We start from the raw sequence: 24,485 nt of genomic DNA, 5'->3' as shown, positions 1-24,485 counted from the left end.
TATCTGAAGGAGTCCGCCGTGCCCGGTACTGCCACCCACCATCGCTCCCCCATCGGCCGCGCCACCATCGGCGATCAACTGCGTCGTCATGCGCGGACTCAGCCGAACAAGGTTGCGTTCATCAGCTACGCGGCGGACGGCACGCGTGAGGTCACGACCTACGGCGAACTCGATTCTCGCGCAAACCAGTTCGCCAACCTGCTGGTCGATCTCGGAGTGACCACGGGCGACCGCGTCGCTTCTATGGCTCGCAACAGCGTCGACGTGGTGGTCGCGTACTACGGCACGCTCAAAGCCGGTGCCGCCTTCACCGGCATCAACGTGATGTACCGCGCGGCCGAGGTGAAGCACCAGCTCGAACACGCGGAACCGACTGTGGTGGTGGCCGATCCGGCCTATGTCGAGATCATCTCCTCGGTGAAGCCGGACACCACCACCCTGGTGACATTCGGGTCCGAATACGAGACACTGACGGCGAACACTCCGTCCACCGAGCCGGACGTCGAGATGGACGAGAACGACGTCGCGATGGTCATCTACACCTCGGGAACCGAAGCGGCTCCCAAGGGCGTGATGATCCCGCACCGCAACTTTCTCATCTCCACCGCGCCCGCGTGGAGCTGGGGCCTGCGTACAGGGCCGGAGGACACTTGGTTGTTCGTCATGCCGTTCCACACCATCGCCGGACTCGGCTCGATGACGACCCTGACGCTGATGGGTGCCACGCTCGTGCTGCCTGCGACGGTCGACCCGGCGCAATCGCTGCGCATCATCGCCGCCGAGAAGATCTCCGTCATCGCGCAGACGCCGACGTTCTACCTGGCGCTGGCCCGTGATGCGCAGTTCGGCCCCGAGGCCGTGAGCCAGGTCAGGCGCTGCCTCACCTACGGTGGCCAGGTGTCACCGCATACGATCAGCGCGTGGGCCGCCGCGGCACCCGAGGCCATCTGGGGTACCTACTGGGGACAGTCGGAACTCTCGCAGCTCGGCTCGGTCGGCTGGTTCTCCAGCCTCGACGACATCCCCGACGGCGACGCGTCGTGGATCGGCAAGCCCGTCACGCACCTCGAAATCAAGGTGGTCGACCCCGCGGGCAACGAGAGCGAGATCGGTGAATTGCTCTGCCGCACTCCGTCGGTGATGCTCGGCTACTTCAAGGACCCCGAACGCACCGCCGAGGTGTTCCGGGACGGGTGGGTACACACCGGCGACATGGTCCGTATCGACGCCGACGGCAACCTGTTCTTCTACGATCGGATGAAGGACATGATCAAGTCGGGAGGGATGAATGTGTCGTCGCAGGAAGTGGAACGCACCATCCACACGCATCCGGACGTGCTGCGTGCCGCCGTCGTCGGGGTGCCCGACCCGTACTGGTCCGAGGCCGTGACCGCTTTCGTCATCGCCCGCGGCGGAGCGACCGCCGACCCGGCCGCGATCATCGAGTACTGCCGCACCGAGTTGGCGTCGTACAAAGCCCCGAAGTCGGTACACATCGTGGCCGAACTGCCCGTCGACCCGCAGGGCAAGATCCTCAAGCGTGAACTACGACTGCTGGCGGCGGTGGAGGAGACCGTATGACGCAGCCTGATTCGACGCAGCCGGCCGAGGTCACCGCTCTCCCCCGACAGCAACGCACTCGCCAACGACGAGACGACATCGTCGCCAATGCCGCTAATATCTTTGCACGCGAGGGCTACTCGAACGTGGGGATGCGCGACATCGCCGACGCCGTCGGCATCAAGGGTGCCAGCCTCTACCACCACTTTCCGTCCAAGGAAGACATCCTCTTCGCGATCTGCCTGACGGTCACGGAGGAGCCGGCCGAGGAGAACCTGCCGCTGCTCGACGCGGCCGGGACCCCCACCGAACGCCTGTCGTCTCTGGTGCGCGCGCACCTGGTGCATCTGAACCGGCGACGGGTGGAGTACATCGTCGGCCTGCACGAGTTGGCCTCGCTGACCCCGGAGCACCGCACTGTCATCGAGGACTACCGCCGCCAGTACCAACGACGCGTCCGCGACGTGATCACCGCCGGAATGCGCAGTGGTGAATTCACCGTGCCGGACGCGCGACTGGCGTCGTTCGCCCTGACCGACATGCTCAACGGCATCAGCAACTGGTTCCACGACGGCGGCGAGCTGAGCATCGAGGACGTTGCCGACGGGTACGTCGAACTGGCGGTCCACCGCATTCTGGGTGCAGCACATGGCCATTGACGGTCACTGCGACGCACGCTTCACGGCGGTACGAGACGCGTTGAGCGCCAACCTCGACAGCGGCACCGAACTGGGCGCATCCATCGTGGTCGACATCGACGGCCACACCGCCGTCGACCTGTGGGGCGGTCATCGCGACACCGAACGTCGCTTGCCGTGGGAGTCGGACACGATCACCAACGTGTGGTCGACGACAAAAATGGTGACGTGCCTGGCGGCATTGATGCTGATCGATCGCGGACTGCTCGATCCCGATGCGCCGGTGGCGTCGTACTGGCCCGAGTTCGCGACCGCAGGCAAGGAAGACATCGCGATCCGGAACCTGTTGTCGCACACCTCCGGGGTCTCGGGCTGGGACCGACCGTTCAGCGAAGAGAACCTCTACGACTGGGAACTCTCGACCTCGCGGCTGGCGGCGCAGGCACCGTGGTGGGATTCGCGCACTACCTCGGGTTATCACGCGGCCAGCCAGGGCCACCTGATCGGAGAAGTCGTCCGCCGCGTCACCGGAACATCGTTGCGGCAGTTCGTGGCCGACGAGATCGCCGGCCCTCTCGGTGCCGATTTCCAGATCGGTGCCGCCGAGTCCGACTGGGATCGGATCGCCGACGTCGTACCGCCACCACCGCCGACCGATGATGGCGTGCCCGATCCGACGTTGGTGCGTCGCAGGACCTTTCTCGGTCCGTTGGTGCAGGCCTCGTCGGCGAACACCCCGGCGTGGCGCGCCGCGGACATGGGCGCACTGAACGGGCACGGCAATGCCCGATCGGTCGCGAGAATCCTGTCCGTCATCTCCCGAGGCGGAACCGTGGACGGCGTACGACTGCTGAGCCCGGAGACGATCGACACGATCTTCGAGGAGCAATCCAACGGGGTCGATCTCGCCCTGGGCATTCCGTTGCGCTTCGGCCTGGGTTTCGCTCTGCCACAACACGAATCGATGCCTTACATCCCCGACGGCAAGGTCTGCTTCTGGGGAGGCTGGGGCGGATCGCTGACCGTTCTGCACCCGGAATCGAAGCTCACCATCTCCTACGTGATGAACCGCATGGGTCCCGGAATCATCGGCTCCGACCGAGCCGAGCAGTACGTGCGCGCTGTTTACGACGCCATCTGACAACAGTCAGCAGGCTGGCCCCTCTTGGATCTCCCAACCGCGTGCTTTCCGCCATCTAGCTGGCGTCTGCTCTGCAGTGCGAACTGTCGCAAGCTCCTCTGCGCCGACACCAGGCTGTCAGCCTGGACTAGGCCTCGTCTACGCGCGAAGGTCCAACGACGTCTGTGGTTCGACGCATGTATCCACCATTGTTTGTCGGTGGCACATGCCAATATCTCCCCACAAGTCATTTCGAGTCGGGAGAATCGATGAATCACGAAGAACTATGCACATGTGAACCACCACGATGCTCTAATGACCCATTCTGCAGTGGGTGCGGGCGACGACCATTCCGCGCCGGAGTATCCGCGGAGGACACCCGTTCGGTTGTCACTGTCCACAGCCACGGGGTGGGCGCAGGCGGAAACATCTCGATCGGCGGCGACATGGTGGTAGGAGCCGCTGCCAAAGGTGCACTCGACAATGTGGTCATGACGCCAATGCACCGCGAGAAATCTACGAAAGCTCTTCTCCCGGACAACTGGGTGACCGCAATCGCTGGTCTATGTACTATTGCGTTGTACGTGAGCAACTTTCGACTCAAACTGTTCGGAGAGGGGAACGGTCACGTTGCCGTCATCCTGCTCACGCTTCTTGCAGGCGGCGTGCTGATGTTCTCGTTGTACATCAGGCTGTGGACCAGGGCGGGACATCCTCTACTGAGTCCCTTCACCTCCGCGTTCACCTACGAAGTCCTGCAAGACGGGAAGATCTACAAAACTCTGATCTCCGCTGAGTGTCCGTGGTGCGCGACGGTCAGGAGAACTAGTCCGATGCGACTTCGGAAACTCGGGAAGCCACCTGTCGCTTTCTGGGTCTGTACGGGATATGCCAATCATGTACTCGAATATGACCCGGGTCTGGTTCATATTCCGGACAGTGCGAGCGAGCGTTCACCGCTCCGATAAGGGCAGATGAGCGGTGGTCGTGACAGGCCCCGACTGTTCATGCACGAACAGGCGGTTTGTGCCGTTCGAGTCTTGACAAGTCCGCCTGGTGCAACGACTACGCCTGCTCCCGGAGCGAGGCCATGACCTGCCCCGCGGGCGGCGGTCACGGTCTTTCGCTCTCGCTCTCGATGCAGCAGGCGACCTGGAACCGACGCCTACACCCGACGAGCGGGCACCGTGATTCCGCGCGCATCGAGGATCGGACGCACGCCCTCGGCGAAGTGATACGCCTCTTCCAGGTGCGGGTAGCCCGAGAGGATGAACTCGTCGAAGCCGGCGTCGTGGTATTCGCCGATCAGGTTCGCAACCTCCTCGTGCGAACCGACCAGGGCCGTCCCGGCTCCGCCGCGAACGAGTCCGACACCCGCCCACAGGTTGGGGTAGATCTCGAGCGAATCCTTGCTGCCGCCGTGCAAAGCGGCCATCCGGCGCTGCCCCTCGGACTGCGAGGACGAGTGCAGTGCGTGAGCCTGCGACACCTGATCCTCGGGAAGCTCGTCGAGAAGCTTCTGCGCGACGGCCCAGGCCTCCTCGGACGTGTCACGACTGATGGTGTGCAGGCGAATCCCGTAAGTGAGCTTGCGGCCCTCGGCGTCCGCGAGCGCCTGCACCTTCTCGATCTTGGCGCGAGCGTCGGCCGGCGGCTCGCCCCACGTCAGGTACGTCTGCACTCGCCTGGCCGCGACCTCGAGAGCCGGCTCGGACGAACCACCGAACCAGAACTCCGGCAACGGATCCGGTGCCTCGGACACCCGTGCATCGGCCACCTTGAAGAAGTCGCCCTTGTGGTCGACCGACGGCTCGGTCCAGATGCGTTGGACGAGTTCGAGAAACTCGTCGGTGCGGGCGTAGCGACGATCGTGGTCTATCCAGTCCCCGAACCGACGCTGCTCGACGTCGTCGCCGCCGGTGACGATGTTGAACAACACCCGTCCCTCCGAGAAGCGCTGCAACGTCGCCGCCTGCTGCGCCGCCAACGTGGGCGGTGTGAGGCCGGGACGGAAGGCGACGAGGAACTTCAGCCGTCGGGTGCTCTGCAGTAGAGCAGCCGTGGTCAGCCACGCGTCCTCGCACCAGGTTCCCGTCGGAGTCAGCACGCCCTCGAAGTCGAGTCGGTCCGCAGCCTGCGCCACCTCGGTGAGGTAGCGCAGCGACGGACGACGAAACCCGGCGGGTTCGCGGAGGTTACCGGATGCGTGGGAGGCACCGACGATGGAACGGCCGTCGCCCGCGGTGGGAAGGAACCAGAAGATGCGTGCGGTCACGAGTGAACTCCTACGACGTGGTGGGTGATCAGTTGGTGGCTCGTCAGTTGCTGGAGGCGGTGGCGTCGGCGATGGCGTCGGCGTACCGCGTGTCGACGAAGTCCGCGAACGTGTTGCCGCCGGGAATGCTTCCGCTCTCGACGAAGGCATCGAAGAGTGCCTGCTCGGACTCGATCACCGTGTCGTTGAGCGCAATTGCGGGTCGCTGGCTTCGTCCCTGAGCCAATTCACCGGCGGCAGGGTCGATGCCGACGGCCGTGGAGTACGCCGCCGCCCACTCGGCCGGGTTGGCGTTCGCCCAGGCGGACGCCTTGGCCAGACGAACCACGAAGTCCTGCAGGGCAGTGTTCTTCGCGGGATCGTCGAGCGCCTGCTGCGAGGCGATGCCGAAGCCGTAGCCGTTGGCGACGCCCTCTGCGGTGGTGAGCGTTTTCGAACCGTTCTGGACCTGCGCGATCGCGGTGAAGGGATCCCAGATCGCCCAGGCGTCGACCTCACCCGAGGCGAACGCCGTCAGCGCATCGGCTGGCTGAAGAAAGACCAGCTGAACGTCATCGGTGGTCAACCCTGCCTTCTGCAACTGCAGCAGGACATGGCCGTGCGCGGAACTTCCCTTGCCGACGGCGATCTTCTTGCCGCGCAGGTCGGCGAACGTGGCGAGAGTCGAATCGGGCGGCACGAGAATCTGATCCCCGCTCGCGTCGTTGCTGTAGGCGGAGACGACCTTGATGCGCGCGTTGGCTGCGACTCCGAACACCGGGGGTGTGTTGCCGGTGACCGCGAAGTCGATCTGACCGGCCGTTGCGGCCTCCACCTGCGGCGGGCCGGAGGTGAAGGTGGAGAACGCGACATCGTACGGCGCAGAGTCCAACTCACCGGACGCACGAAGCAGGGCTTCGGTGCCACCCTTCTGGTCGCCGACGTCGAGGGTGACGGTGGCGAGCTGATCGTTCGAGACGAGTTCGGGCGCTTCGGTGGAAGTGGTGTCGCTACCGCGGGAGACGCAGCCGGTGAGTCCGACAACCGTCAGGGACAGGGCAGCGAGTATCCCGACGGCGCGCAGCGATCGGGAACGAGCGTATGACGACATGCGTGAACGATCCTTCGTATCAGTGAAATCGATGAGTTCGGTGAAATCGATCGGTTCAGTGGACGCCGAGCGCCCCGAGCAGATGAGTGCGGATGCGAGAGAATCCGGCTGTTCCTCGGTCGCGTGGACGAGGCAGGTCGATGGTGACGGTCTCGGCCACGCCACCCCCGTCGAGCACCAACACCCGGTCTCCCAACGCAATTGCCTCGTCGACGTCGTGCGTGACCAGGAGGATGCCGAATCGGTGCCGACCCCACAGGTCGAGCAGCAGCGACTGCATGGACAGCCGAGTGAGCGCGTCGAGAGCGCCGAACGGTTCGTCGAGCAGCAGCAGCTCCGGCTCGCCCACCAATGCTCTGGCGAGTGCGGCGCGCTGAGCTTGGCCGCCGGACAACGTCATCGGCCATGCATCGCGCTTGTCGGCGAGACCGACTTCGTCGAGGGTCGCATCCGCAGCTGTCAACGCTTCGTTCCCCGTCACGCCGGCTGTGTTGAGCCCGTAGGACACGTTCTGTCGGACCGAGCGCCACGGAAACAGCCGCGGTTCCTGGAACGCCACCGCGGGATGCCCGGCGACATGCCGCTCCCCGGTGTGATCCGTCGACAGTCCTGCCAGAACGCGCAGGATCGTCGACTTGCCGGACCCGGAGCGTCCGACCAGCGACACGATTTCACCGCGTTCGATGGACAGGTCGACACCCTTCAACACGTGACTGGCACCGTAGAACTTGTCGATGCCGCGCAGCGTGGCGACCGAGGTCGTCGTCGAGGTCATGAATCAGGCATCCAATCGGTAACGGAGAGCTCGTTTTTCGAGGATTCGGACGATGCCGTCGGTGGCGATTCCCATCAGGGCGTAGACGACGAGCCCGAAGATGATGGTGTCCACCCGCAGGAAATCGCGCGCATTGTTGATGATGTAGCCGAGCCCGGATTCGGCGTTGATCTGCTCGGCCACGATGAGCGACAACCACGCAATGGCCAACGACTGACGAAGTCCCACCAGCAGTTGCGGGGCGATGCTCGGCGCAATGATCGTGGTGAACCGCTGACGCCACGAGAAACCGAGTACGACGGCCGTGTCGAGGAAATTGCGATCGATCTGGCGGATCGCCGAGAACGTGTTCAGGTACAACGGAAATGCGACTCCCAGAGCAACGAGCAGGATCTTGGGAGTCTCTCCGATTCCGAACCACAGGATGAACAGCGGGATGAGACCGAGGTGCGGTAACGCGCGCAGCATCTGCAGCGGCGGGTCGACGGTTGCCTCGGCAAGTTTGGACAGTCCGACGAGCGCTCCGAGCGCCACCCCGATCACCCCACCGAGCACGAGCCCCTGGACTACGCGAGTTCCGGAAATGGCCAGGGCGTTCGCCAATTCACCGTTGCGCATCAACTCCAGACCTGCATCGAAGATCAGTGACGGTGCAGGCAGCACTCGTTCGGAGAGAACTCCGGCAGCGCTGGCGATCTGCCACAGAACGAGGAGGACGACCGGCGACAAAGCCCGCACGACGGTCCAGCGGTACCGCTGCCACGCAGACCCTTTCGGCGAGACGGGTACGGAGCCGATGTCGGAGGCATCGCTGTCGCTCACGTCCACGGGTCCCGCGGGAGCGGCATACGACGTCATGACCATGGGTACAGGCCTTCCGGTTGAGTGCGGGCAGGTTCGACTCACCACCATCCATCACACGTCGGGTCCTGGACCAGGGTTCGAATCAGCGTGAATACAAGTCGGGCAGAATCGGACATATGACCGTCGAGCCCATCCACACCGAGCGCCTGACCCTTCGTCTGTACGAACCCGCCGATGCGGACAGGATCCTCACTTACTACAGCGACCCGGAAGTCTGCCGCTATCTGCTCCACGAAGCGTGGACACACACCGATGCGGTTGCTGCGGTGGGCAAACGGATGAAGCGAATCGGACTGCACACCCAAGCACTCGCGATGGTCGCCGAGCACGAGGGAACGGTGGTGGGAAATGTCGAGGCGTGGTTGGTCGACGGTTCCCCGGCTCTCGTCGAACTCGGCTGGACGTTCTCCCCCGACGTTGCGGGCCGCGGGTACGCCACCGAGGCGGTCACCGCCTTGATCGAGCACGTGTTCTCGTTACCCCAGATCCACCGCGTCAGCGCACAGCTGGACGGCCGGAACGACGCCTCTGCCCGACTGGCCGCGCGGGTCGGGATGCGACGGGAAGCGCACTTTCGACGGAACTGGTGGTGCAAGGGTGAGTGGACCGACACCCTCGTCTACGCGATGTTGCGTGAAGATCGCTGACCGGCGCGCTGCGTTCACCTCTCGAACACCTCCGGTTCGGCTCTGCGACATCGACCGGTGACCCGCGGGCTGCACTCTCGGAGAACTTCACTCGAACTCAGAGGAGTTTCACCGAATGGTCTCGCGTCGTAGAGCAGCCCTGGTGGGCACGCTCGCATTGATCTCTGTCGTATCCGCGTCGATGACCAGCGTTGCCACGGCCGCGCCGGCACGCACGGCGTCGCCGCTGTGTCAGGTCGCAGACCTGCTCCCCACCGGATCGTCCGCAGGCCTCGGCTACCGATGCGCCGAAGCGGGCGAGCTTCTCGATCTGCCGATCGGTGAGGTGCGCGCGACGCAACCCTCGCTCGGGTACGACGAGGTGTATTACAAGCTCGGGCGATACACACTCGGCAAGGACGAGATCAACAAGAAGTTCGACGACTGGTGCGAGGCCAACGGCCAGGAAGAGGCCGCGTCCGCGTTGCCCGATGCACGACTGGACAATCCGTCGTCGTTCACCTGCACCGTCCCCGTCGGTCAGGAAACGCCCGACACCATCGCGCCCATGAAGACTGTCGTCATCGGTCCGGGCGGCGTGCCGTACCTGACCGACGGTCACCACACGCTGACCTCCTTCTACGAAACGGCCGACGGCGGACCGAATCTGCACCTTCGCCTGCGGGTGGTCGCGAACCTCAGTGACCTGAGCACAGCCGGTTTCTGGGCGCGGATGAAGGCCGAGAAGTGGGTGTGGAACTACGACGTCGACGGCAACGAGGTTCCGGTGGAACAACTCCCGTCGGGAGTCGGTCTCGCCAAGTTCCAGGACGACAAGTACCGCAGCCTGACGTACTTCGCCCGCGACATCGGCTTCACCCCCGGAACCATCCCCTTCCAGGAATTCTATTGGGGTGCATGGGTTCGCGACTCGGGTGCCGTCGACATCAGCGGCTGGGACGCCAACAACCTGACGAGCTACCTCAGCACCGTCGAGGCGGTGTCGCGTGCACAGGTCGCGGCTCCGAAAGACGCGGTGATCGACAGTGGCCGCACCGCAGCGGAACTCGGCGCTCTGAACGCGTGGAACGACGGTAAGGCAGCCGGCAAGGGAGAATTCGGAAAGCTCTCGGCCCCGTACTCGGACGACAAACCAGGCAAGCTGGCCTACGCCCTGCAGTACAAAATGGGGCTGCCCAGGTAGTTGCCTTTCGACGCTACCGGGATTGGGACGGGCTGCCCGTGGATCACCAACGATCTACGTGCAGCACCGTTTCGATCGGATCCCGCGGAGCGACTTTGAAGGTCTCCCCTGTGTAGTACGCCGTGGGAATCAGCGCACCCTGATGGAAGTCCTCGGGGATGCCGAGCAGCTCGGAGATCTCTCTTTCCTTGGCGAGATGGATTGTCGTCCAGGCCGTTCCGAGACCACGCGCCCGCGCAGCCAGGGCGTAGTTCCACACAGCGGGCAGGAGTGAGCCCCACAGACCGGCTTGATTTCCGGCCGGGAGGGTCTTGCCGGCCTGGATGCACGGAATGAGCAGCACCGGAACCTCGCCCATGTGCTCGCCGAGCCAGCTCGCACTGTCTCCGACGCGCTTCTGCACCGAGGCGCGTTCCGGGTCGTCTGCGAACAGCGCCGACGCGGAATGCTTGGACGCCTGATACGCGGTGAACAGTTCGCCGTAGATCGCACCGATGCGAGCCCGAAGATCGGGATCGGTGACGACGATCCACTGCCAACCCTGCTTGTTCGAGCCGGACGGTGCCTGCAGAGCGATCTCGAGACATTCCTTGATCAGCTCCATCGGCACCGGCCGCGTCAGGTCCAGGCGCTTGCGAACGGTGCGCGTCGTGGTCAGCAACTCGTCGGGAGTCAGGTCGATGATCGGGAAGGAAGTCACCTCTCGATCATGCACCATTCGGCTCCTGCAGGGCCCAGTTGGTCAATGCATCGTTCGCAGCGTCCCAGCGCGCCGCCATGGACCTGCCCCCGTGCCCGTCCCCCTCATCGACGACGAGTGTCGACCCGGGCCAACGTCGATGCAGACGCCACGGCGTGACAGCGGGTCCCGAGATGTCCTTTCGGCCGTGGATCAGGACACCCGGGACATCACGCAAACCGTCGGCGCGATCGAGCAGAGGCGGATCGCAGAACCCGTCGTGCGACCAGTAGTGCGCGGCCAGTCGCACGAAAGCCAGACGAAACCGGTCATCCTCCCACCTGGGATCGCGTCTCATACCGCCGGTGCCGATCGATATGTGGACGTCCTCCCACAATGCCCACTCTCGGGATGCATTGTCGCGCAACGAGAGATCGGGCGAATTCATCAGTCGGTCGTAAGCGTCGACGATTCGGCCTCGGCCCCGTCGATAACCGACGCCCGACTGCTCGGCGAAGGTTGCGAACCGATCCCAGGCTTCGGGGAAGATCGCGCCGACGCCCTCGGTGATCCAGTCGACCTCCTCGCGGCCGGTCGTGGTGACTGCGAACAGGACGACGCCGAGGACACGCGTCGGATGTTCGAGGGCGTAGGCAAGAGCGAGGGTCGATCCCCATGACGCGCCGTTGACGATCCACGCCTCGACGCCGAGGTGCTCGCGCAGGAGTTCGATATCGGCGATCAGGTGCGCAGTGGTGTTGGTGTCCAACGACGTCGAGGGGTCAGACGCGTGCGGAGTGGACCGCCCGCACCCACGCTGCTCGAATCCGACTGCGCGAACACGGGTCAGGTCGAAGTGGCGACGAAACTGACTGGCATTCAGGGTCCCGCCTGGTCCACCGTGCAGGTAGACCGCCGGCACGCCATCGGACGGACCCCATTGCTCCCAGTAGATGCGTTGACCGTCCCCGACATCCAACATCCCGTGCTGCGTCGGCTCGTCTTCCAGTGCCGTACCGCCATCACATCATTCGAGAGGCAGCATCGGTCGGATCGACGCCCACGCGGACGCGTCGAGCCAGGACGGATTCGATTGCTGCGGCGATCGAAACACCTCGAGATTCGACAATGATGCGACGGACCGAATATCCGACGCGAGGATCGGCTCGTCGAACAGGGCGATGTTCGTCGAGACCTTCCACTGCGGGCCGGGGACCGGGGTGCCGGTCAACCGACCGGCACCCCAGATTCCGCGTCTCGGATGACTGCTGACCCAGAACAGCACCGGTTGACCAGGTGCCATCAGACGCGTTCGGTAGTTGTCAGCGACGCACCAGTGCTCGTGCGCACGTCCAGCTTGGACCATCGGTGCGAGATCGGTCTTGTGCGGATTGCACTTGATCACCCATGCACCGAGAGTCCGATCGGTAATCGCCCGAGCAGTCACGTGGAAAGTGTAGAAGCTCAGGCCACCGCGTCGTTGCCCTGAGCCGCGGAGACCACCAGATTGTTTGCGGTGAGCTCGTTTCCGTTCTTGACGGCGTCGATCCACTGGTCGGTGGAGGCGACGGCCGCGAAGTTCGACTGCAGGAGCACCATCAAAGCCTTGTGCAGTTGTTCGGCGGACACAGTGCCCGCCTCGTTCGACAGATTGATCGCGCCGGTGGCGTCGGACAGGATCTCGACGGTCAAATCAAGGACCTCGGCGTCGGCGCTGGAGGCGAGGTCGCAGTTGTTGGTCATGTAGCCGACGATGGTGACGGTGTCGATGCCGTTGCCCTGCAGCCACTTCGCGGTGCCGGTTCCGGCGAACACGCTGCTGTACTTCTTCTCGACCCGCTCGAAGGACGGCTGCACGAGCGCCTGAATGTGGGGGTGCAGCTCGTACGTCGGGGTGCCCTTGACGAATGCGGGCGCGCCCTCGGGCATTTCGTGCTGGACGATCGCGACGGGAAGATCCTGCGCCGCAGCCGCTTCGATCGCGCGAACGATGTTGGCCAACGACTCGTCGCGGGGCGGGTACTGAATCTGCAACACACCCTCGAAGTACTCCTGCTGAACGTCGATGACGATCAAGGCTCTACGCGGTGCGGTCATGGTGTTCTCCTTCGACTGGCGATCTCGGTCGCCTCTCATCCTGCGGTGGCGGCCTTGCGAGCACGAGTGGCACGGATGCATACTTTCGATGGATTTGCGCCAACGTTCGAGATCGGAGTCAGCCATGCGCATCGCGCTCTACGCGTTCGATGGCATCACGATGTTCCACCTCGCTGCGCCGCTGATGGTGTTCGGCGAGGTGACCCGACTCGGGCTCGCCCCGGACTGGGAGACGCGGGTGTGGTCCGACGAAGCCGGGTCGATCCGCACCGAGGAGGGGTTTCCTGTCGGCGAGATCGCTGGGCCCGACACCGTCGACTGGGCCGACATCGTCATCGTGACGTCCTGGCCGGAGTCGTTGCCGCACATAGGTACCGACTTCTCGAACGCACTTCGCGGAGCGCATACGCGAGGCGCGGAAATCGCGGGTCTGTGTCTCGGTTCGTTTGCCGTCGCAGACACTGGATTGCTCGCCGGCCGCCCCGCCGTCACACACTGGACGAAAATGCCCGAGCTGCGGGAGCGAAACGCGCACGCGGGCGTCGACGAGTCCGTGCTCTACATCGACCACGGTGACGTGATGACCTCTGCGGGCACTGCGTCGTCGATCGATTCCTGCCTCCACATCGTCCGCAAGCACCTCGGTTCGGCTGCGGCGACGCGGGTGGCGCGCAGCCTGGTGGTCGCACCCCATCGCGACGGCGGGCAAGCGCAGTACATCGAACGTCCGGTCGTCGAAGCAGCCGGAGACACCACGATCGCCGACGTACAGAGCTGGGCACTCGAACGACTGGACGAGCCGTTGCCCATCGAGCGACTGGCCGAACGCGCGCGCATGAGCCGACGCAGCTTCATCCGCCAGTTTCAGCTCGAGACAGGGTCCACCCCCGCTCGCTGGGTGCTGGACAAACGACTCGAGGAAGCTCGGAGCCTGCTCGAAACCACCGATCGCAGTATCGAGAACATCGCGACGCTGTGCGGATTCGGTAGCCCCGTCACATTGCGTCAGAATTTCCGCTCGGCATTCGCGGTGACCCCGACGGCGTATCGACGGCACTTCGCGGTCGGTTGCGCACCCACGGATGCGGCCGACAGGCAAGGATGAGCGACGTGATCCTGTGGATAGTTGCCGGAGTCGAACTGGCCGCCATCATCGCTCTCGGTGTGGTCTTGATCGTCTCGCGTCGAAAGCTCGGCAGCACACGCCGTGCCCTGGACCGAGCGCTTGCCGAATCGCAACAACGGCGTAAGCGACGAGGCCTGGTCCCCTTCGCGATCAGAACCGCCTTTCACACGACGGACTTACTCATCAACAAGGGTTTCGGCGCAACGGTCCGCAACTCCGTCGAAGACCTCGCCGGCTGGGCCAAGGTGGAACGACCCGACTTGGCACGCATGACGGCCGACGGCGACATCGTGGTGATGTTCTCCGACATCGAGGGCTCCACCGCACGCAACGAAGAACTCGGCGACCGCGGCTGGGTGAAGCTGCTCGAGAAGCACAACAAGCTGATCCGCAAACACGTCGACGACCACGGAGGTCACGTGGTCAAGAGCCAAGGCGACGGCTACATGATCGCCTTCTCCGACCCTGCCCAAGCGGTGCGCTGCGGGGTGAAAGTCCAAGAGGCGTTGCTGAAGAACCCCGACCGCTGGGACCGCATCCGCGTACGCATGGGCGTACACGTGGGCAGTTCCGTGCGACGCGGCGACGACCTCTTCGGACTCAACGTCGCTATGGCCGCACGCGTCGCCGGACAGGCCGACGGCGGTGAAATTCTGGTCAGCGAACCGGTGCGCAATGCAATCGGCGCGGCGCATGATCTGACTCTCGGAACGCCCCGAGACGTCGAGCTCAAGGGAATGAGCGGAACTTTTCAGTTGTATCCGGTTGCGCTACCGGTGTTGCCCGACGCCGAGGTCGAGCAACTCGGCTAGATCTGCTCGCCCACAGTCATACTCAGCAGGTGGTAGCTCAGACACTTGCCGTGTCCGTCGAGCACGGGGCTACCCGTCACTCCCCCACCGAGCACGCCGGGTAGCTCGAATACCAACCCGGAGACCAGTGGCATGTCAGTGCGGCGTACCTCTCCGGTGACCAACGGTGCGAAGTGAGTGGCAACGGCATCGGCAGTCAGTTCGCGGGACAGCACCTCGTAGTGTTCGTCGGTTCGCGGGAAGACAGCCAGAATGAGGGTGTCGCCCTTGTCCCCGGTCCTCACGTCGGCGAGATCGTCGACAGTCCTCATACCGTCACCTCCGTGATGTGTACGTCCGTCGGTACCTGTGCACGTGGGATCAGACACGATCTGATCGCGAGCACCTCGGCGCTGCTGCTCCGTGCGCCACCTCCCCCGGCCGGGCCGTTGGTGTACAGACTTTCGACTTCCCACCCCACCAACGAAGCTGTCTCCGCGTTGGGCACCTTTGCCGTGACGCGCAGTCGCACTTCGGGGACATCGGTTGGGGCAGCAAGTCCGCGGAATGCCGCACCCGCCCCGATGTACTCGACGCTCACGTTCTCGGCTGAAATACCGTGCACCTCCCACAGTCGTTGCTGCACAATCTCTCCGGCGAGCTGCGCGCGTTGCAGCGCGCGTGGCCCGGCGTAGCTGATCTGCCCCTCACCGAGCCAACCGCCGCGAAATCCGAGAGTCACCTTCAGCTCCTCAGGCCGTGTACTGCCCGTCGCCCCGGACACCGCTACCCGATCGGATCCGACGGTCTCGAACGCGACTCCGGTGAAATCGGCGCTCACGTCCGGCGTCAGGTATCTGGCTGGATCTCCCACCTCGTAGAGCAACTGCTCGGCGCACGTTCGCCGCGTCAGTTCCCCACCGGTGCCGTCGACTTTGCCGAATTCGGCTGTGCCATCGGCACGTACGTCCCCGAACGGGAAGCCCAGATGTGCCAGACCCTGCACAGGTTTGGTGACCGGGTCGGCGAAGTAGCCACCGGTCAGTTGACCCGCGCATTCGAGAAGATGTCCGACGGCCGTCCCCGCACCGAGTGTCTCCCAATCCTGCCCGGCCCAACCGAATTCGTGCATCAAGGGTGCGAGATACAGCGCCGGATCGGCGAGACGGCCGGTGACGATCACATCCGCACCGACGTCGAGTGCGGGCAGTACCGCATCGGCCCCGATATAGGCGTTGGCCGATACCAGCTCCTCGGAATGCTCCGACAGCGGCCGGCCGGTCTCCCACACCACCGGATCGATGCGACGCATCGCGTCGAGCACGTCGTCGCCGGTGACGGCAGCGATGCGCACCGAACGCGAGCACACCTGCTCCGCCACCTGGGCGACCACCGCGGCTGCCGCAACAGGATTCGCGGCTCCGGAGTTGGTGACGACGGTGATGCCCTGCTCGGTGGTCGAACCGAGTACTGCGCGCATGCGCGCTGCCAGGAGCGGGTCGTAGCCCGTCGTGGGATCGAGCAATTTTCGGGCTTGCCCGGCTGCAACCGTCCGCTCACCGAGGCACTCGAAGATCAGGTAGTCGAGCTCACCGCGCTCGGCCAAAACCTGTGCCGGGTCGATGCGGTCGCCGGCGAAGCCTGCTCCGGCCCCGAGCCGGACTGTACCGTCGCGACTCATGACGACCACAGGGGGATCGCGCCGGTGGCCATGGCAACGCCGAGCATGCCGAGACTGATCAGCCACGCCCACCCCAGCGTGTGCCGAATGTGCTTACCGATGTCGACTTTCGCGAGACCCACCAGAAGGTAGAACGCGCCGGTCATCGGGCTGATCGGAAATCCGACTGTTTCCTCACCGATGATCGAGGCTTGCGCCAGATCGATTGCGCTGACACCGAACTGGTCACCCACCTCGATGAGGACCGGCAGCACGCCGAAGTAGTACGCGTCAGGGCCGAAAATCAGGCTCATCGGGACGGCGAACACGCCGACGATGAGCGGTAAGGCGGGGGCCATAGCGTCCGGAATGGCATTCGCTGCGCTTACTGCCATCGACTCGATCATGCCGCTGCCGTCGAGCACACCGAGTAGTACCCCTGCAGCCAACAACGTGCCGACCATCAGCATCGCGCCGACGGCGTGGGCCTCGATGCGGGCGGACTGGGCCTTCATTCCGCGGTAGTTGACGAGGAGCGCCACGATAGTGGCGATGATGAAGCAGGTTTCCGGAGGGGCGACGGCGGCGATCAACGCAGCCAACGTCGCGACTACCAGGAAGGCGTTGACCCAGAACAACTTCGGTCGCAGCAGCGCTCGGTCACTCGACGCGGTTGCCGGACCGTCCGAATCGTCCGCGCCGGTCGACGGGCTTCCGGGGTCCTCGTTCGCGTCACCGACCGCGGATCCGGTATCCCCGGATCCCGCGGACACGCGTTCGGCGACTCGCGTCGTCGACTCCTCCACGACGGCCGACGCATCGCCCGCGGCAACCTTGGCCAGCCGGGTCCGCTCACGCCGACCCAGGTAGTAGGCAGCACCCAGTGCCAACACGACCCCGGCGATCTGCGCAGGAATCAGCGGGACCCACAGTTCGTTGGCGTCGACACCCACAGTTGCTGCAGCGCGAGCAGTCGGACCACCCCAGGGGACCATGTTCATCACTCCGGCACCGAGACCGACGCAGGTGGCCAGAACGAGTCTGCTCATACCGAGACGTTCGTAGATCGGCAGCATGGCGGGGACGGCGATCAGGAACGTGGTTGCGCCGGCACCGTCGAGGTGAGCCACCACGGCGAGGGCAGTGGTCGCGACTGCGACGGTCGGCGGGGCGCTACCTGCCCAGCGCACGATGCGGGCGATGATGGGATCGAACAGACCTGCGTCGCGCATGATCCCGAAGAAGACAATCGCGAACAGGAACATGGCCGCGACGCCCACCACGCCACCCAGCCCGTCCTTGACGAACCCTGCCACCTCGGACGGTGAGTTGCCGGCCAGGAACGCCGCAGCGAGTGGGACACCCGCGAGCGCAACGATGGCCGCGACGCGTTGGGTGAACAACAGCAGCAAGATGACGGCAATCGTCCCGAAGCCGAGCAGTGACAGCATGTGATCTCCTTCATCGAATACATCGAGTGTTGTGCAGATCACTTACGCAGTCCAACATCAGTTGGGTATAGATTCATTCGCTGTGAGCATCAATCTCGGCATCGCACACCTGCGGGCCATCGTGGCGCTGGCCGATCTCGCGAGCTTCACCTCGGCGGCGGCGTCCCTCGGGGTTTCACAACCGAACCTCAGTCGCACGGTCGCCGAGGCGGAGCGCCGCCTGGGCGTGCGACTGTTCGTACGCACCACCCGCAGCGTCGACCTCACCGGTGATGGACACGACGTGGCGGCCTATGCCCGTCGGGTCTTGCTCGAGTTCGATGACGGCCTGGAGCAGATCGGGCGCTTCGTCTCGGGCGACCGCGGAACCGTCACCATCGCGTGCCTACCGTCGATCGCGGCGACGTTCCTCCCGCCGTACATCGTCGGATTCCGCGACAGCCATCCCGATGTCTCAGTGCACATCAGGGACGGCCTGCGCGACGACGTAGTGGCCTCCGTACGTGACGGTTCCGTGGATTTCGCGGTGGTTGCTGCCTCGGGGCGAGCGAACGATTTGATGCGTACGACAGTCAGCACCGACGCATTCGTGTGCGCGCTACCGTCGAATCACGCTCTGGCGCAGCGCAAGAGCCTGAGATGGACCGACCTCGCCGACGAGCCGTTCATAGCCTTCGGCCCGGAATCGAGCATCGCGTCGCACGTGCGACTGGCACTGGAAAACGCCGGAGTCGACGTCGGACCGTCGGTTCAGGCACACAACGTGGCCGCGGTGGCGGGCCTGACCGCGGCGGGACTCGGCATCACCGTCATCCCGGAATTGGTGGTGCCGATGATGTCGTTCGCGAGCCTCGTCTACCTGCCCATCGAGCCGACGATCCATCGCACGATCTCGGTTGTCCAACTGCCAGGGCGTCGCCACAGTGCGAGCTGTACGGCGTTTCTCGACATCTTGGTGCCGCCCCGCAAGGAATGAATGGGCCATTCAGTACGTCTGAGCGCGTGAAAGTCACATTGATCCGAACGGGGTGGGTGGGGGCCGACTCCGAACGGGGGGCGGTGGACCGAATGATGGTGCACCCCAATACGAATGAATGGCCCATTCACAACGTCTGAGCGCGTGAATGGACCATTCATTCGATGGGGGGTGAGCCAGAGAAACTACAGCTTGAACGACTCCAGAGCCTCGTTGAAGGTCTTGGACGGACGCATCACTGCAGCGGTGGCTTCGGGGTCCGGGTAGTAGTAGCCGCCGATGTCGACTGCCTTGCCCTGGACCTCGTTGAGCTCGGAGACGATCTTGTCTTCGTTCTCCGACAGCGTCTTCGCCAGTGCGGCGAAGTGCTTGGCCAGTTCGGTGTCCTCGGTCTGTGCGGCCAGCTCCTCGGCCCAGTAGAGAGCGAGGTAGAACTGGCTGCCGCGGTTGTCGAGTTCACCGGTCGAGCGCGACGGGCCCTTGCTGTTCTCGAGCAGCTTGCCGGTGGCGGCGTCGAGTGCCTTGGCGAGGATGGTCGCCTTGACGTCGCCGGTCTTGGTTCCGAGGTCTTCGAGGCTCACTGCCAGAGCCAGGAACTCGCCGAGCGAGTCCCAGCGCAGGTGGTTCTCCTCGATGAGCTGCTTGACGTGCTTGGGAGCCGAGCCACCAGCACCCGTCTCGTACAGTCCGCCGCCGGCCATCAGAGGAACGATGGAGAGCATCTTGGCGCTGGTGCCGAGCTCGAGGATCGGGAACAGGTCGGTGAGGTAGTCGCGCAGAATGTTGCCGGTCGCGGAGATGGTGTCGAGTCCGCGGACCAGACGCTCCATCGTGTACCGGATCGCGCGAACCTGCGACATGATCTGGATGTCGAGGCCCTCGGTGTCGTGATCCTTCAGGTACGTGCGCACCTTGCCGATGAGCTCGTTCTCGTGCGGGCGGTACGGGTCGAGCCAGAAGACGACCGGCATTCCGGACTCACGGGCGCGCGTCACGGCGAGCTTGACCCAGTCCTGGATCGGCGCGTCCTTGACGATGCACAGACGCCAGATGTCGCCCTCTTCGACGGTCTGCGTGAGCAGTACCTCGCCGGTGGCGATATCGGTGATGTTGGCGACGCCTGCCTTCGGTACCTCGAAGGTCTTGTCGTGCGAGCCGTACTCCTCGGCCTTCTGCGCCATCAGGCCGACGTTGGGGACGGTGCCCATCGTCGTCGGATCGAACTGTCCGTTGGTCTTGCAGAAGTTCACCATCTCCTGGTAGATCCGGGAGAACGTCGACTCGGGGTTGACGGCCTTGGTGTCCTTGGGACGACCGTCGGCTCCCCACATCTTGCCGCCGGCGCGAATCATCGCGGGCATCGAGGCATCGACGATCACGTCGCTGGGCGAGTGGAAGTTCGAGATACCGCGCGCGGAGTCGACCATCGCCAGCTCCGGGCGGGTCTCGTGACACTTGTGCAGGTCTTCGATGATTTCGTCACGCTTGGACGCCGGGAGTGTCTCGATCTTGGCGTACAGGTCCGACAGGCCGTTGTTGACGTTGACGCCCAGCTCTTCGAAGATCTCGTTGTGCTTGGCGAACGCGTCCTTGTAGAACACGCGAACGGCGTGGCCGAACACGATGGGGTGCGATACCCGCATCATCGTGGCTTTCACGTGGAGGGACAGCATGACGCCGGTCTCGTAGGCGTCCTGCATCTGCTCCTCGTAGAAGTCGAGGAGCGCCTTCTTGCTCATGAACATCGAGTCGATCACGTCACCGTCGGTGAGCGAGACCTTCTCCTTGAGCACGATCGGCTCGCCGTCCGCGGGCAGCAGTTCCATCTTGATCTCACGGTCTCCGTCGACGACTGTCGACTTCTCTCCGTGGTAGAAATCGCCCTCGCGCATGTGCGCGACGTGGGTGCGTGACGCCATCGACCATTCGGTCATGGAGTGCGGGTGCTTGCGGGCGAATTCCTTGACCGCCTTGGGTGCACGGCGGTCCGAGTTACCCTCACGCAGAACAGGATTGACCGCGCTGCCGAGGCACTTGGTGTACCGGTCGCGGATCTCGCGCTCTTCGTCGGTCTTCGGGTTGCCGGGGAAGTCGGGGATCGCGTAGCCCTTGTCCTGCAGTTCCTTGACGGCAGCGAGCAACTGCGGCACCGATGCGCTGATGTTCGGCAGCTTGATGATGTTGGTCTCGGGCAGCTGAGTCAGCTTGCCCAGCTCGGCGAGGTTGTCGGTCACTCGCTGGTCTTCGTTCAGGTAATCGGGGAACTCGGCGAGGATGCGGTTGGCAACGGAGATGTCACTCGACTCGACGTTGATCTCGGCCGCGCTGGCGAAAGAACGTATGACCGGCAGAAACGCGTGAGTCGCCAACATCGGCGCCTCGTCGGTCAGGGTATAGATGATGGTCGGCTTCTTCGCTGTCATGTTTCGCCTTTGCCTCAGTTTCAACGTCGTCTTTTGGATGCGTCCACCGTCGACTTTAATCTTTGAACCGGCCGCTGTGCCGGGCAGTGGGGTATCACTCCACCTGCGGTTCCAAGTTACCGACCAGTAGGGCGCTCAAAGGTTTTCGCAGCGTTCCTCGATCCGCCCCTGACCACCGCCGAAGCATCCGATTTGCCCGAATTGGAACAACAGACCCCTCCCCGACCGTTGAACGAATCATGACGACCTACAAGACTGTCAATCCCGCCGACGGCACAACCGTCAAGGAATTCGAAACCCTCGACTCGGCCGGTGTCGAGCGCGCGCTCGCCGACGCAGACGCCGGATTCCGGACGTGGCGCAAGACCTCACCGAAGCATCGCGCCGAAATTCTGCACAAGGTCGCCGACCTCTACACCGAACGTTCCGACGAGCTGGCCAGGACCATCTCACTCGAAATGGGCAAGCCACTCACCGAATCCCAGGGTGAGGTGGAGCTGTCGTCGAACATCTACCGCTACTACGCCGACAACGGCCCCGCTCTGCTCGAGGACGAGAAGCTCGACGTACCCGGTGCGGAAGACACTGTGCTGCAGCGCAAGCCGGTCGGCGCGCTCGTCGGCGTGATGCCGTGGAACTTCCCCTACTACCAGGTGGCTCGGTTCGCCGGCCCGAACCTGATGGTGGGCAACACGATTCTGCTCAAGCACGCACCCAACTGCCCGCAGTCGGCGCTGCTGATGGAGGAGATCTTCCAGCAGGCCGGACTCCCCCAGGACGCGTACATCAACATCTTCGCGACCAACGAGCAGATCGCCGACATGATCGCCGATCCACGCGTGCAGGGCGTCTCGCTCACCGGTAGCGAGCGAGCCGGAACGTCCGTCGCCGAAACAGCAGGACGCAACCTCAAGAAGGTCGTCCTGGAGCTGGGCGGATCGGACGTGTTCATCATGCTCGACTCCGACGACATGGATGCAACAGTCGAGTCCGCGACCAGGGCGCGACTCTCCAACGCAGGGCAGGCCTGCAACGCCGCCAAGCGCATCCTCGTCGCCGAGGAGCACTACGACGACTTCGTCACCAAGCTCACCGCCTCGTTCGAGGCCGTGCAGACCGGCGACCCGCTGGACGCGAACACCACGCTGGGCCCACTGTCGTCACAGACAGCGGCCGACACGTTGATCGAGCAGATCGACGACGCCGTCGCCAAGGGCGCGACACTGCTCACCGGCGGCAAGAAGATCGACGGACCGGGCGCATTCGTGCAGCCCACGCTACTGACCGACGTCACCCCCGACATGCGTGCGTACAGCGAAGAGCTGTTCGGACCGGCCGCAGTGATCTACAAGGTCGAAAGCCCGCAGCAGGCAATCGAATTGGCGAACTCCTCCGCCTACGGCCTGAGCGGCTCGGTGTGGAGCGCCGATCTGGACAAGGCCCGCGACGTGGCCGAGCAGCTCGAGGTCGGTATGGCCTTCGTCAACGAGCACGGCACCACCCTGCCGGGCCTGCCGTTCGGCGGCGTCAAGCGCTCCGGCGTCGGCCGTGAGCTGGGACCGTGGGGCATGGACGAGTTCGTGAACAAGAAGTTGGTCCGCGTCTCCGCCAAGTAGGACCACCTCGACCGACGCTGCTCCCCGGCCCTGCGGCCGGGGAGCAGTTCGTCCGTGTGGGTTCGTCCGACCGATCAGGTCTGCCGAATTCGACCGTAGTTGACCACCTGATCGGTCACCACCAGTGCAGATGCGAGAAACACCGTGCCGAGCAGAATCCAGAACGCCAGGGTGACGTCGGGTGCCCACAGCGCCATGACGGACAGTGACGCACCGACGATCGTCGGCACCCCGATGTAGGCACCGATCAGCACCGACCCGCCCAACACCGTGGTGATCGCGATCCGAAGTGCTGCACCACCGAGCGAACGCTGTCGCACCTGCCCCGTGAACAGCCGAACGGTTACCCAGACGACGATGGCGAGCAGGACAGCCACGGCCGCGAAAATGGTGCCCAGCACCATCGGAGCCGAAGACGACGGTAGTCCTGTGGTCGACCCGTCGATGACGAGCGTGGTGAGATTTCTTCCTACCGCAGCGATATGTTCTGCTTCGATCTCACCGTATCGATTGGTGGCCAACACCATTGCTCTGTCCAGGGCGGGTACGAATGCAACGTAGGCGTAGTAGCCGGGGACGGCTCCGGAATGCCACCACACGTCCTGGCCTGCGATCTTCTCGTGAAACAGACCGTCGCCGTACTCGGTGCCCTCGCCGGTGTCGACCTCGGGAGCCGTGTCCTCGCCGCCCTGCAGCCGACTCAGTCGCCATGATGCGTACCGTCCGAGATCGCCCGTGGAGCCCGCGAGGTAGCCGTAGCCCAGACCCGCCGAATCCACTCCTACGTCGATTGGTCGCGCGGAGCCGAAAAACGGCACATGGCCCGGTGGAACGTCGTCGGTGAACTGTTCCGGATCGGTGATGGCGGAGGTGTCTGCGGGCGAGAGGACCTGGGCGTCGAGTGCATCGGCGAACGACTCACCGGTCACGGTCTCGACCACTGCCTGCAGGAGCATGTAGTTCAGGCTCGAATAGCGGAACGATCCACGTTCGGTCGTCCCCACCGGCTGCGGGATGGTCGCAATTGCGTCGACGGCCGAGCCACGCCGGGACCAATCGTCGGTGACGGTGATGTCGTGCGGCAAGCCACTGGTGTGGTGCATCAGGTCGCCGACTGACGTTGCCGGGTCGCCCAGCATGTTCCGTGCTCCCGGGACGATGTCCACGACGGGCGTCGACTCGTCGAATACACCCTGCCGTTCCAGCCCGAGGACGGTGGCCGCCGTGAATTGTTTGGACACCGAGCCCCACACGAACGGTGTCGAGGCATCGACGGGCTCGCCGTTGCCGTCGACACCGTTCGATGCTTCCCCCACCACCGTGTCCGAGTCCAGAACCTGGACCGACATTCCCGGGGCTCCGATCTCGGCCGCCCACTCGTCCACTGCATTCTGCAGATCGGTGTTCGAGAGGGTTACTGCCGCAGCAGGACCGGGCGTGAGCCCGAGGAGGAAGGTCAGAGTCATAAGCAGTCCCACGGCGAGTCGTCGGGTACCTGCCGCTACGGTCGCCAT

General features: G+C 64.3%; 22 protein-coding genes. 9 read left to right on the top strand and 13 right to left on the bottom strand.

Going from position 1 to position 24,485, the window contains the following annotated elements; genetic code table 11:
• The first annotated feature begins 18 nt into the window (after positions 1-18).
• Genes CH273_RS09915 through CH273_RS09905 form a run of 3 tightly spaced genes read left to right on the top strand, consistent with a single transcriptional unit; the run spans position 19 to position 3,339 of the window.
• Complete coding sequence (locus CH273_RS09915; protein ID WP_032394986.1) at positions 19-1,581, top strand: class I adenylate-forming enzyme family protein; 1,563 nt, start codon at positions 19-21, stop codon at positions 1,579-1,581.
• Positions 1,578-2,219: a TetR/AcrR family transcriptional regulator gene (locus CH273_RS09910; RefSeq protein WP_032394985.1), complete on the top strand. Its 642-nt coding sequence runs from the start codon at positions 1,578-1,580 to the stop codon at positions 2,217-2,219. The genes CH273_RS09915 and CH273_RS09910 overlap by 4 nt, the downstream gene beginning before the upstream one ends.
• On the top strand, positions 2,209-3,339 hold the full coding sequence (locus CH273_RS09905) for an EstA family serine hydrolase (RefSeq protein WP_032394984.1): 1,131 nt from the start codon (positions 2,209-2,211) through the stop codon (positions 3,337-3,339). The genes CH273_RS09910 and CH273_RS09905 overlap by 11 nt, the downstream gene beginning before the upstream one ends.
• A gap of 1,144 nt (positions 3,340-4,483) precedes the next feature.
• On the opposite strand, the gene CH273_RS09895 is transcribed toward CH273_RS09905, so the two are convergent.
• From CH273_RS09895 to CH273_RS09880, 4 genes are read right to left on the bottom strand one after another with little or no spacing between them, the layout of a single operon-like run.
• Positions 4,484-5,593: an LLM class flavin-dependent oxidoreductase gene (locus CH273_RS09895; RefSeq protein ID WP_032394982.1), complete on the bottom strand. Its 1,110-nt coding sequence runs from the start codon at positions 5,591-5,593 to the stop codon at positions 4,484-4,486.
• Between the two features lie 43 nt (positions 5,594-5,636).
• Positions 5,637-6,683, bottom strand: a complete 1,047-nt coding sequence (locus tag CH273_RS09890; protein WP_032394981.1) for an ABC transporter substrate-binding protein — start codon at positions 6,681-6,683, stop codon at positions 5,637-5,639.
• Between the two features lie 55 nt (positions 6,684-6,738).
• A complete protein-coding gene (locus tag CH273_RS09885; RefSeq protein ID WP_032394980.1) occupies positions 6,739-7,458 on the bottom strand; it encodes an ABC transporter ATP-binding protein in 720 nt (239 codons plus the stop codon).
• 3 nt (positions 7,459-7,461) lie between these two features.
• Positions 7,462-8,316, bottom strand: a complete 855-nt coding sequence (locus CH273_RS09880) for an ABC transporter permease (protein ID WP_371828365.1) — start codon at positions 8,314-8,316, stop codon at positions 7,462-7,464.
• A gap of 122 nt (positions 8,317-8,438) precedes the next feature.
• On the opposite strand from CH273_RS09880, the gene CH273_RS09875 reads away from it, so the two are divergent.
• Both CH273_RS09875 and CH273_RS09870 read left to right on the top strand, forming a co-directional pair.
• Positions 8,439-8,969, top strand: coding sequence for a GNAT family N-acetyltransferase (locus tag CH273_RS09875; RefSeq protein WP_032394979.1), 531 nt, complete (start codon positions 8,439-8,441; stop codon positions 8,967-8,969).
• A gap of 115 nt (positions 8,970-9,084) precedes the next feature.
• Positions 9,085-10,152 (top strand): ParB/Srx family N-terminal domain-containing protein, encoded by a 1,068-nt coding sequence (locus tag CH273_RS09870; RefSeq protein WP_032394978.1) that lies wholly within the window; start codon positions 9,085-9,087, stop codon positions 10,150-10,152.
• A gap of 43 nt (positions 10,153-10,195) precedes the next feature.
• Here the strand turns inward: CH273_RS09870 and CH273_RS09865 are convergent, their stop codons facing one another.
• From CH273_RS09865 to CH273_RS09850, 4 genes are read right to left on the bottom strand one after another with little or no spacing between them, the layout of a single operon-like run.
• Positions 10,196-10,852: a nitroreductase family protein gene (locus CH273_RS09865; protein ID WP_032395119.1), complete on the bottom strand. Its 657-nt coding sequence runs from the start codon at positions 10,850-10,852 to the stop codon at positions 10,196-10,198.
• Positions 10,853-10,859: 7 nt separating this feature from the next.
• Positions 10,860-11,813 carry an alpha/beta fold hydrolase gene (locus CH273_RS09860; RefSeq protein WP_052049421.1) on the bottom strand — a complete coding sequence of 318 codons (954 nt, stop codon included), beginning with the start codon at positions 11,811-11,813 and terminating at the stop codon, positions 10,860-10,862.
• Between the two features lie 45 nt (positions 11,814-11,858).
• A complete protein-coding gene (locus CH273_RS09855) occupies positions 11,859-12,278 on the bottom strand; it encodes an EVE domain-containing protein (protein ID WP_230596724.1) in 420 nt (139 codons plus the stop codon).
• A gap of 17 nt (positions 12,279-12,295) precedes the next feature.
• Positions 12,296-12,928, bottom strand: a complete 633-nt coding sequence (locus tag CH273_RS09850) for an isochorismatase family protein (RefSeq protein ID WP_032395117.1) — start codon at positions 12,926-12,928, stop codon at positions 12,296-12,298.
• 124 nt (positions 12,929-13,052) lie between these two features.
• On the opposite strand from CH273_RS09850, the gene CH273_RS09845 reads away from it, so the two are divergent.
• Both CH273_RS09845 and CH273_RS09840 read left to right on the top strand, forming a co-directional pair.
• Positions 13,053-14,033, top strand: a complete 981-nt coding sequence (locus CH273_RS09845) for a GlxA family transcriptional regulator (protein ID WP_032394976.1) — start codon at positions 13,053-13,055, stop codon at positions 14,031-14,033.
• Positions 14,030-14,866 (top strand): adenylate/guanylate cyclase domain-containing protein, encoded by an 837-nt coding sequence (locus CH273_RS09840; RefSeq protein ID WP_179275448.1) that lies wholly within the window; start codon positions 14,030-14,032, stop codon positions 14,864-14,866. Before CH273_RS09845 ends, CH273_RS09840 begins: the two co-directional genes overlap by 4 nt.
• Here CH273_RS09840 and CH273_RS09835 read toward each other — a convergent pair.
• Genes CH273_RS09835 through CH273_RS09825 form a run of 3 tightly spaced genes read right to left on the bottom strand, consistent with a single transcriptional unit; the run spans position 14,863 to position 17,956 of the window.
• Positions 14,863-15,177, bottom strand: a complete 315-nt coding sequence (locus CH273_RS09835) for an AtuA-related protein (RefSeq protein ID WP_032394975.1) — start codon at positions 15,175-15,177, stop codon at positions 14,863-14,865. The two genes, CH273_RS09840 and CH273_RS09835, sit on opposite strands and share 4 nt — an antisense overlap.
• Positions 15,174-16,526 carry an acyclic terpene utilization AtuA family protein gene (locus CH273_RS09830; protein WP_032395115.1) on the bottom strand — a complete coding sequence of 451 codons (1,353 nt, stop codon included), beginning with the start codon at positions 16,524-16,526 and terminating at the stop codon, positions 15,174-15,176. The genes CH273_RS09835 and CH273_RS09830 overlap by 4 nt, the downstream gene beginning before the upstream one ends.
• The gene (locus tag CH273_RS09825; protein ID WP_032394974.1) at positions 16,523-17,956 is read right to left on the bottom strand and encodes a CitMHS family transporter; all 1,434 of its coding nucleotides are present in this window, start codon (positions 17,954-17,956) and stop codon (positions 16,523-16,525) included. The genes CH273_RS09830 and CH273_RS09825 overlap by 4 nt, the downstream gene beginning before the upstream one ends.
• Positions 17,957-18,038: 82 nt before the next feature.
• On the opposite strand from CH273_RS09825, the gene CH273_RS09820 reads away from it, so the two are divergent.
• Entirely contained in the window at positions 18,039-18,932 is an 894-nt protein-coding gene (locus tag CH273_RS09820) for a LysR family transcriptional regulator (RefSeq protein ID WP_032395114.1), read from the top strand.
• 185 nt (positions 18,933-19,117) lie between these two features.
• Here CH273_RS09820 and CH273_RS09815 read toward each other — a convergent pair whose 3' ends face one another.
• A complete protein-coding gene (locus tag CH273_RS09815; RefSeq protein ID WP_032394973.1) occupies positions 19,118-21,355 on the bottom strand; it encodes an NADP-dependent isocitrate dehydrogenase in 2,238 nt (745 codons plus the stop codon).
• A 239-nt stretch (positions 21,356-21,594) separates the two neighbouring features.
• On the opposite strand from CH273_RS09815, the gene CH273_RS09810 reads away from it, so the two are divergent.
• The gene (locus CH273_RS09810) at positions 21,595-22,971 is read left to right on the top strand and encodes an NAD-dependent succinate-semialdehyde dehydrogenase (RefSeq protein ID WP_032394972.1); all 1,377 of its coding nucleotides are present in this window, start codon (positions 21,595-21,597) and stop codon (positions 22,969-22,971) included.
• 74 nt (positions 22,972-23,045) lie between these two features.
• On the opposite strand, the gene CH273_RS09805 is transcribed toward CH273_RS09810, so the two are convergent.
• Positions 23,046-24,485, bottom strand: coding sequence for a serine hydrolase domain-containing protein (locus tag CH273_RS09805; RefSeq protein WP_230596723.1), 1,440 nt, complete (start codon positions 24,483-24,485; stop codon positions 23,046-23,048).

It is taken from the genome of Rhodococcus sp. 05-339-2, assembly GCF_002258965.1.
Taxonomy (GTDB): Bacteria; Actinomycetota; Actinomycetes; order Mycobacteriales; family Mycobacteriaceae; genus Rhodococcoides.
This window is presented reverse-complemented; position numbering and strand designations above follow the sequence as displayed.

Coding starts and splice junctions, on each gene's coding strand:
- CH273_RS09910 (WP_032394985.1), top strand. CDS start 1,578: ATGACGCAGCCTGATTCGACGCAGCCGGCCGAGGTCACCGCTCTCCCC.
- CH273_RS09905 (WP_032394984.1), top strand. CDS start 2,209: ATGGCCATTGACGGTCACTGCGACGCACGCTTCACGGCGGTACGAGAC.
- CH273_RS09890 (WP_032394981.1), bottom strand. CDS start 6,683: ATGTCGTCATACGCTCGTTCCCGATCGCTGCGCGCCGTCGGGATACTC.
- CH273_RS09885 (WP_032394980.1), bottom strand. CDS start 7,458: ATGACCTCGACGACGACCTCGGTCGCCACGCTGCGCGGCATCGACAAG.
- CH273_RS09880 (WP_371828365.1), bottom strand. CDS start 8,316: ATGACGTCGTATGCCGCTCCCGCGGGACCCGTGGACGTGAGCGACAGC.
- CH273_RS09875 (WP_032394979.1), top strand. CDS start 8,439: ATGACCGTCGAGCCCATCCACACCGAGCGCCTGACCCTTCGTCTGTAC.
- CH273_RS09870 (WP_032394978.1), top strand. CDS start 9,085: ATGGTCTCGCGTCGTAGAGCAGCCCTGGTGGGCACGCTCGCATTGATC.
- CH273_RS09860 (WP_052049421.1), bottom strand. CDS start 11,813: ATGTTGGATGTCGGGGACGGTCAACGCATCTACTGGGAGCAATGGGGT.
- CH273_RS09850 (WP_032395117.1), bottom strand. CDS start 12,928: ATGACCGCACCGCGTAGAGCCTTGATCGTCATCGACGTTCAGCAGGAG.
- CH273_RS09845 (WP_032394976.1), top strand. CDS start 13,053: ATGCGCATCGCGCTCTACGCGTTCGATGGCATCACGATGTTCCACCTC.
- CH273_RS09840 (WP_179275448.1), top strand. CDS start 14,030: ATGAGCGACGTGATCCTGTGGATAGTTGCCGGAGTCGAACTGGCCGCC.
- CH273_RS09835 (WP_032394975.1), bottom strand. CDS start 15,177: ATGAGGACTGTCGACGATCTCGCCGACGTGAGGACCGGGGACAAGGGC.
- CH273_RS09830 (WP_032395115.1), bottom strand. CDS start 16,526: ATGAGTCGCGACGGTACAGTCCGGCTCGGGGCCGGAGCAGGCTTCGCC.
- CH273_RS09825 (WP_032394974.1), bottom strand. CDS start 17,956: ATGCTGTCACTGCTCGGCTTCGGGACGATTGCCGTCATCTTGCTGCTG.
- CH273_RS09815 (WP_032394973.1), bottom strand. CDS start 21,355: ATGACAGCGAAGAAGCCGACCATCATCTATACCCTGACCGACGAGGCG.
- CH273_RS09810 (WP_032394972.1), top strand. CDS start 21,595: ATGACGACCTACAAGACTGTCAATCCCGCCGACGGCACAACCGTCAAG.
- CH273_RS09805 (WP_230596723.1), bottom strand. CDS start 24,485: ATGGCGACCGTAGCGGCAGGTACCCGACGACTCGCCGTGGGACTGCTT.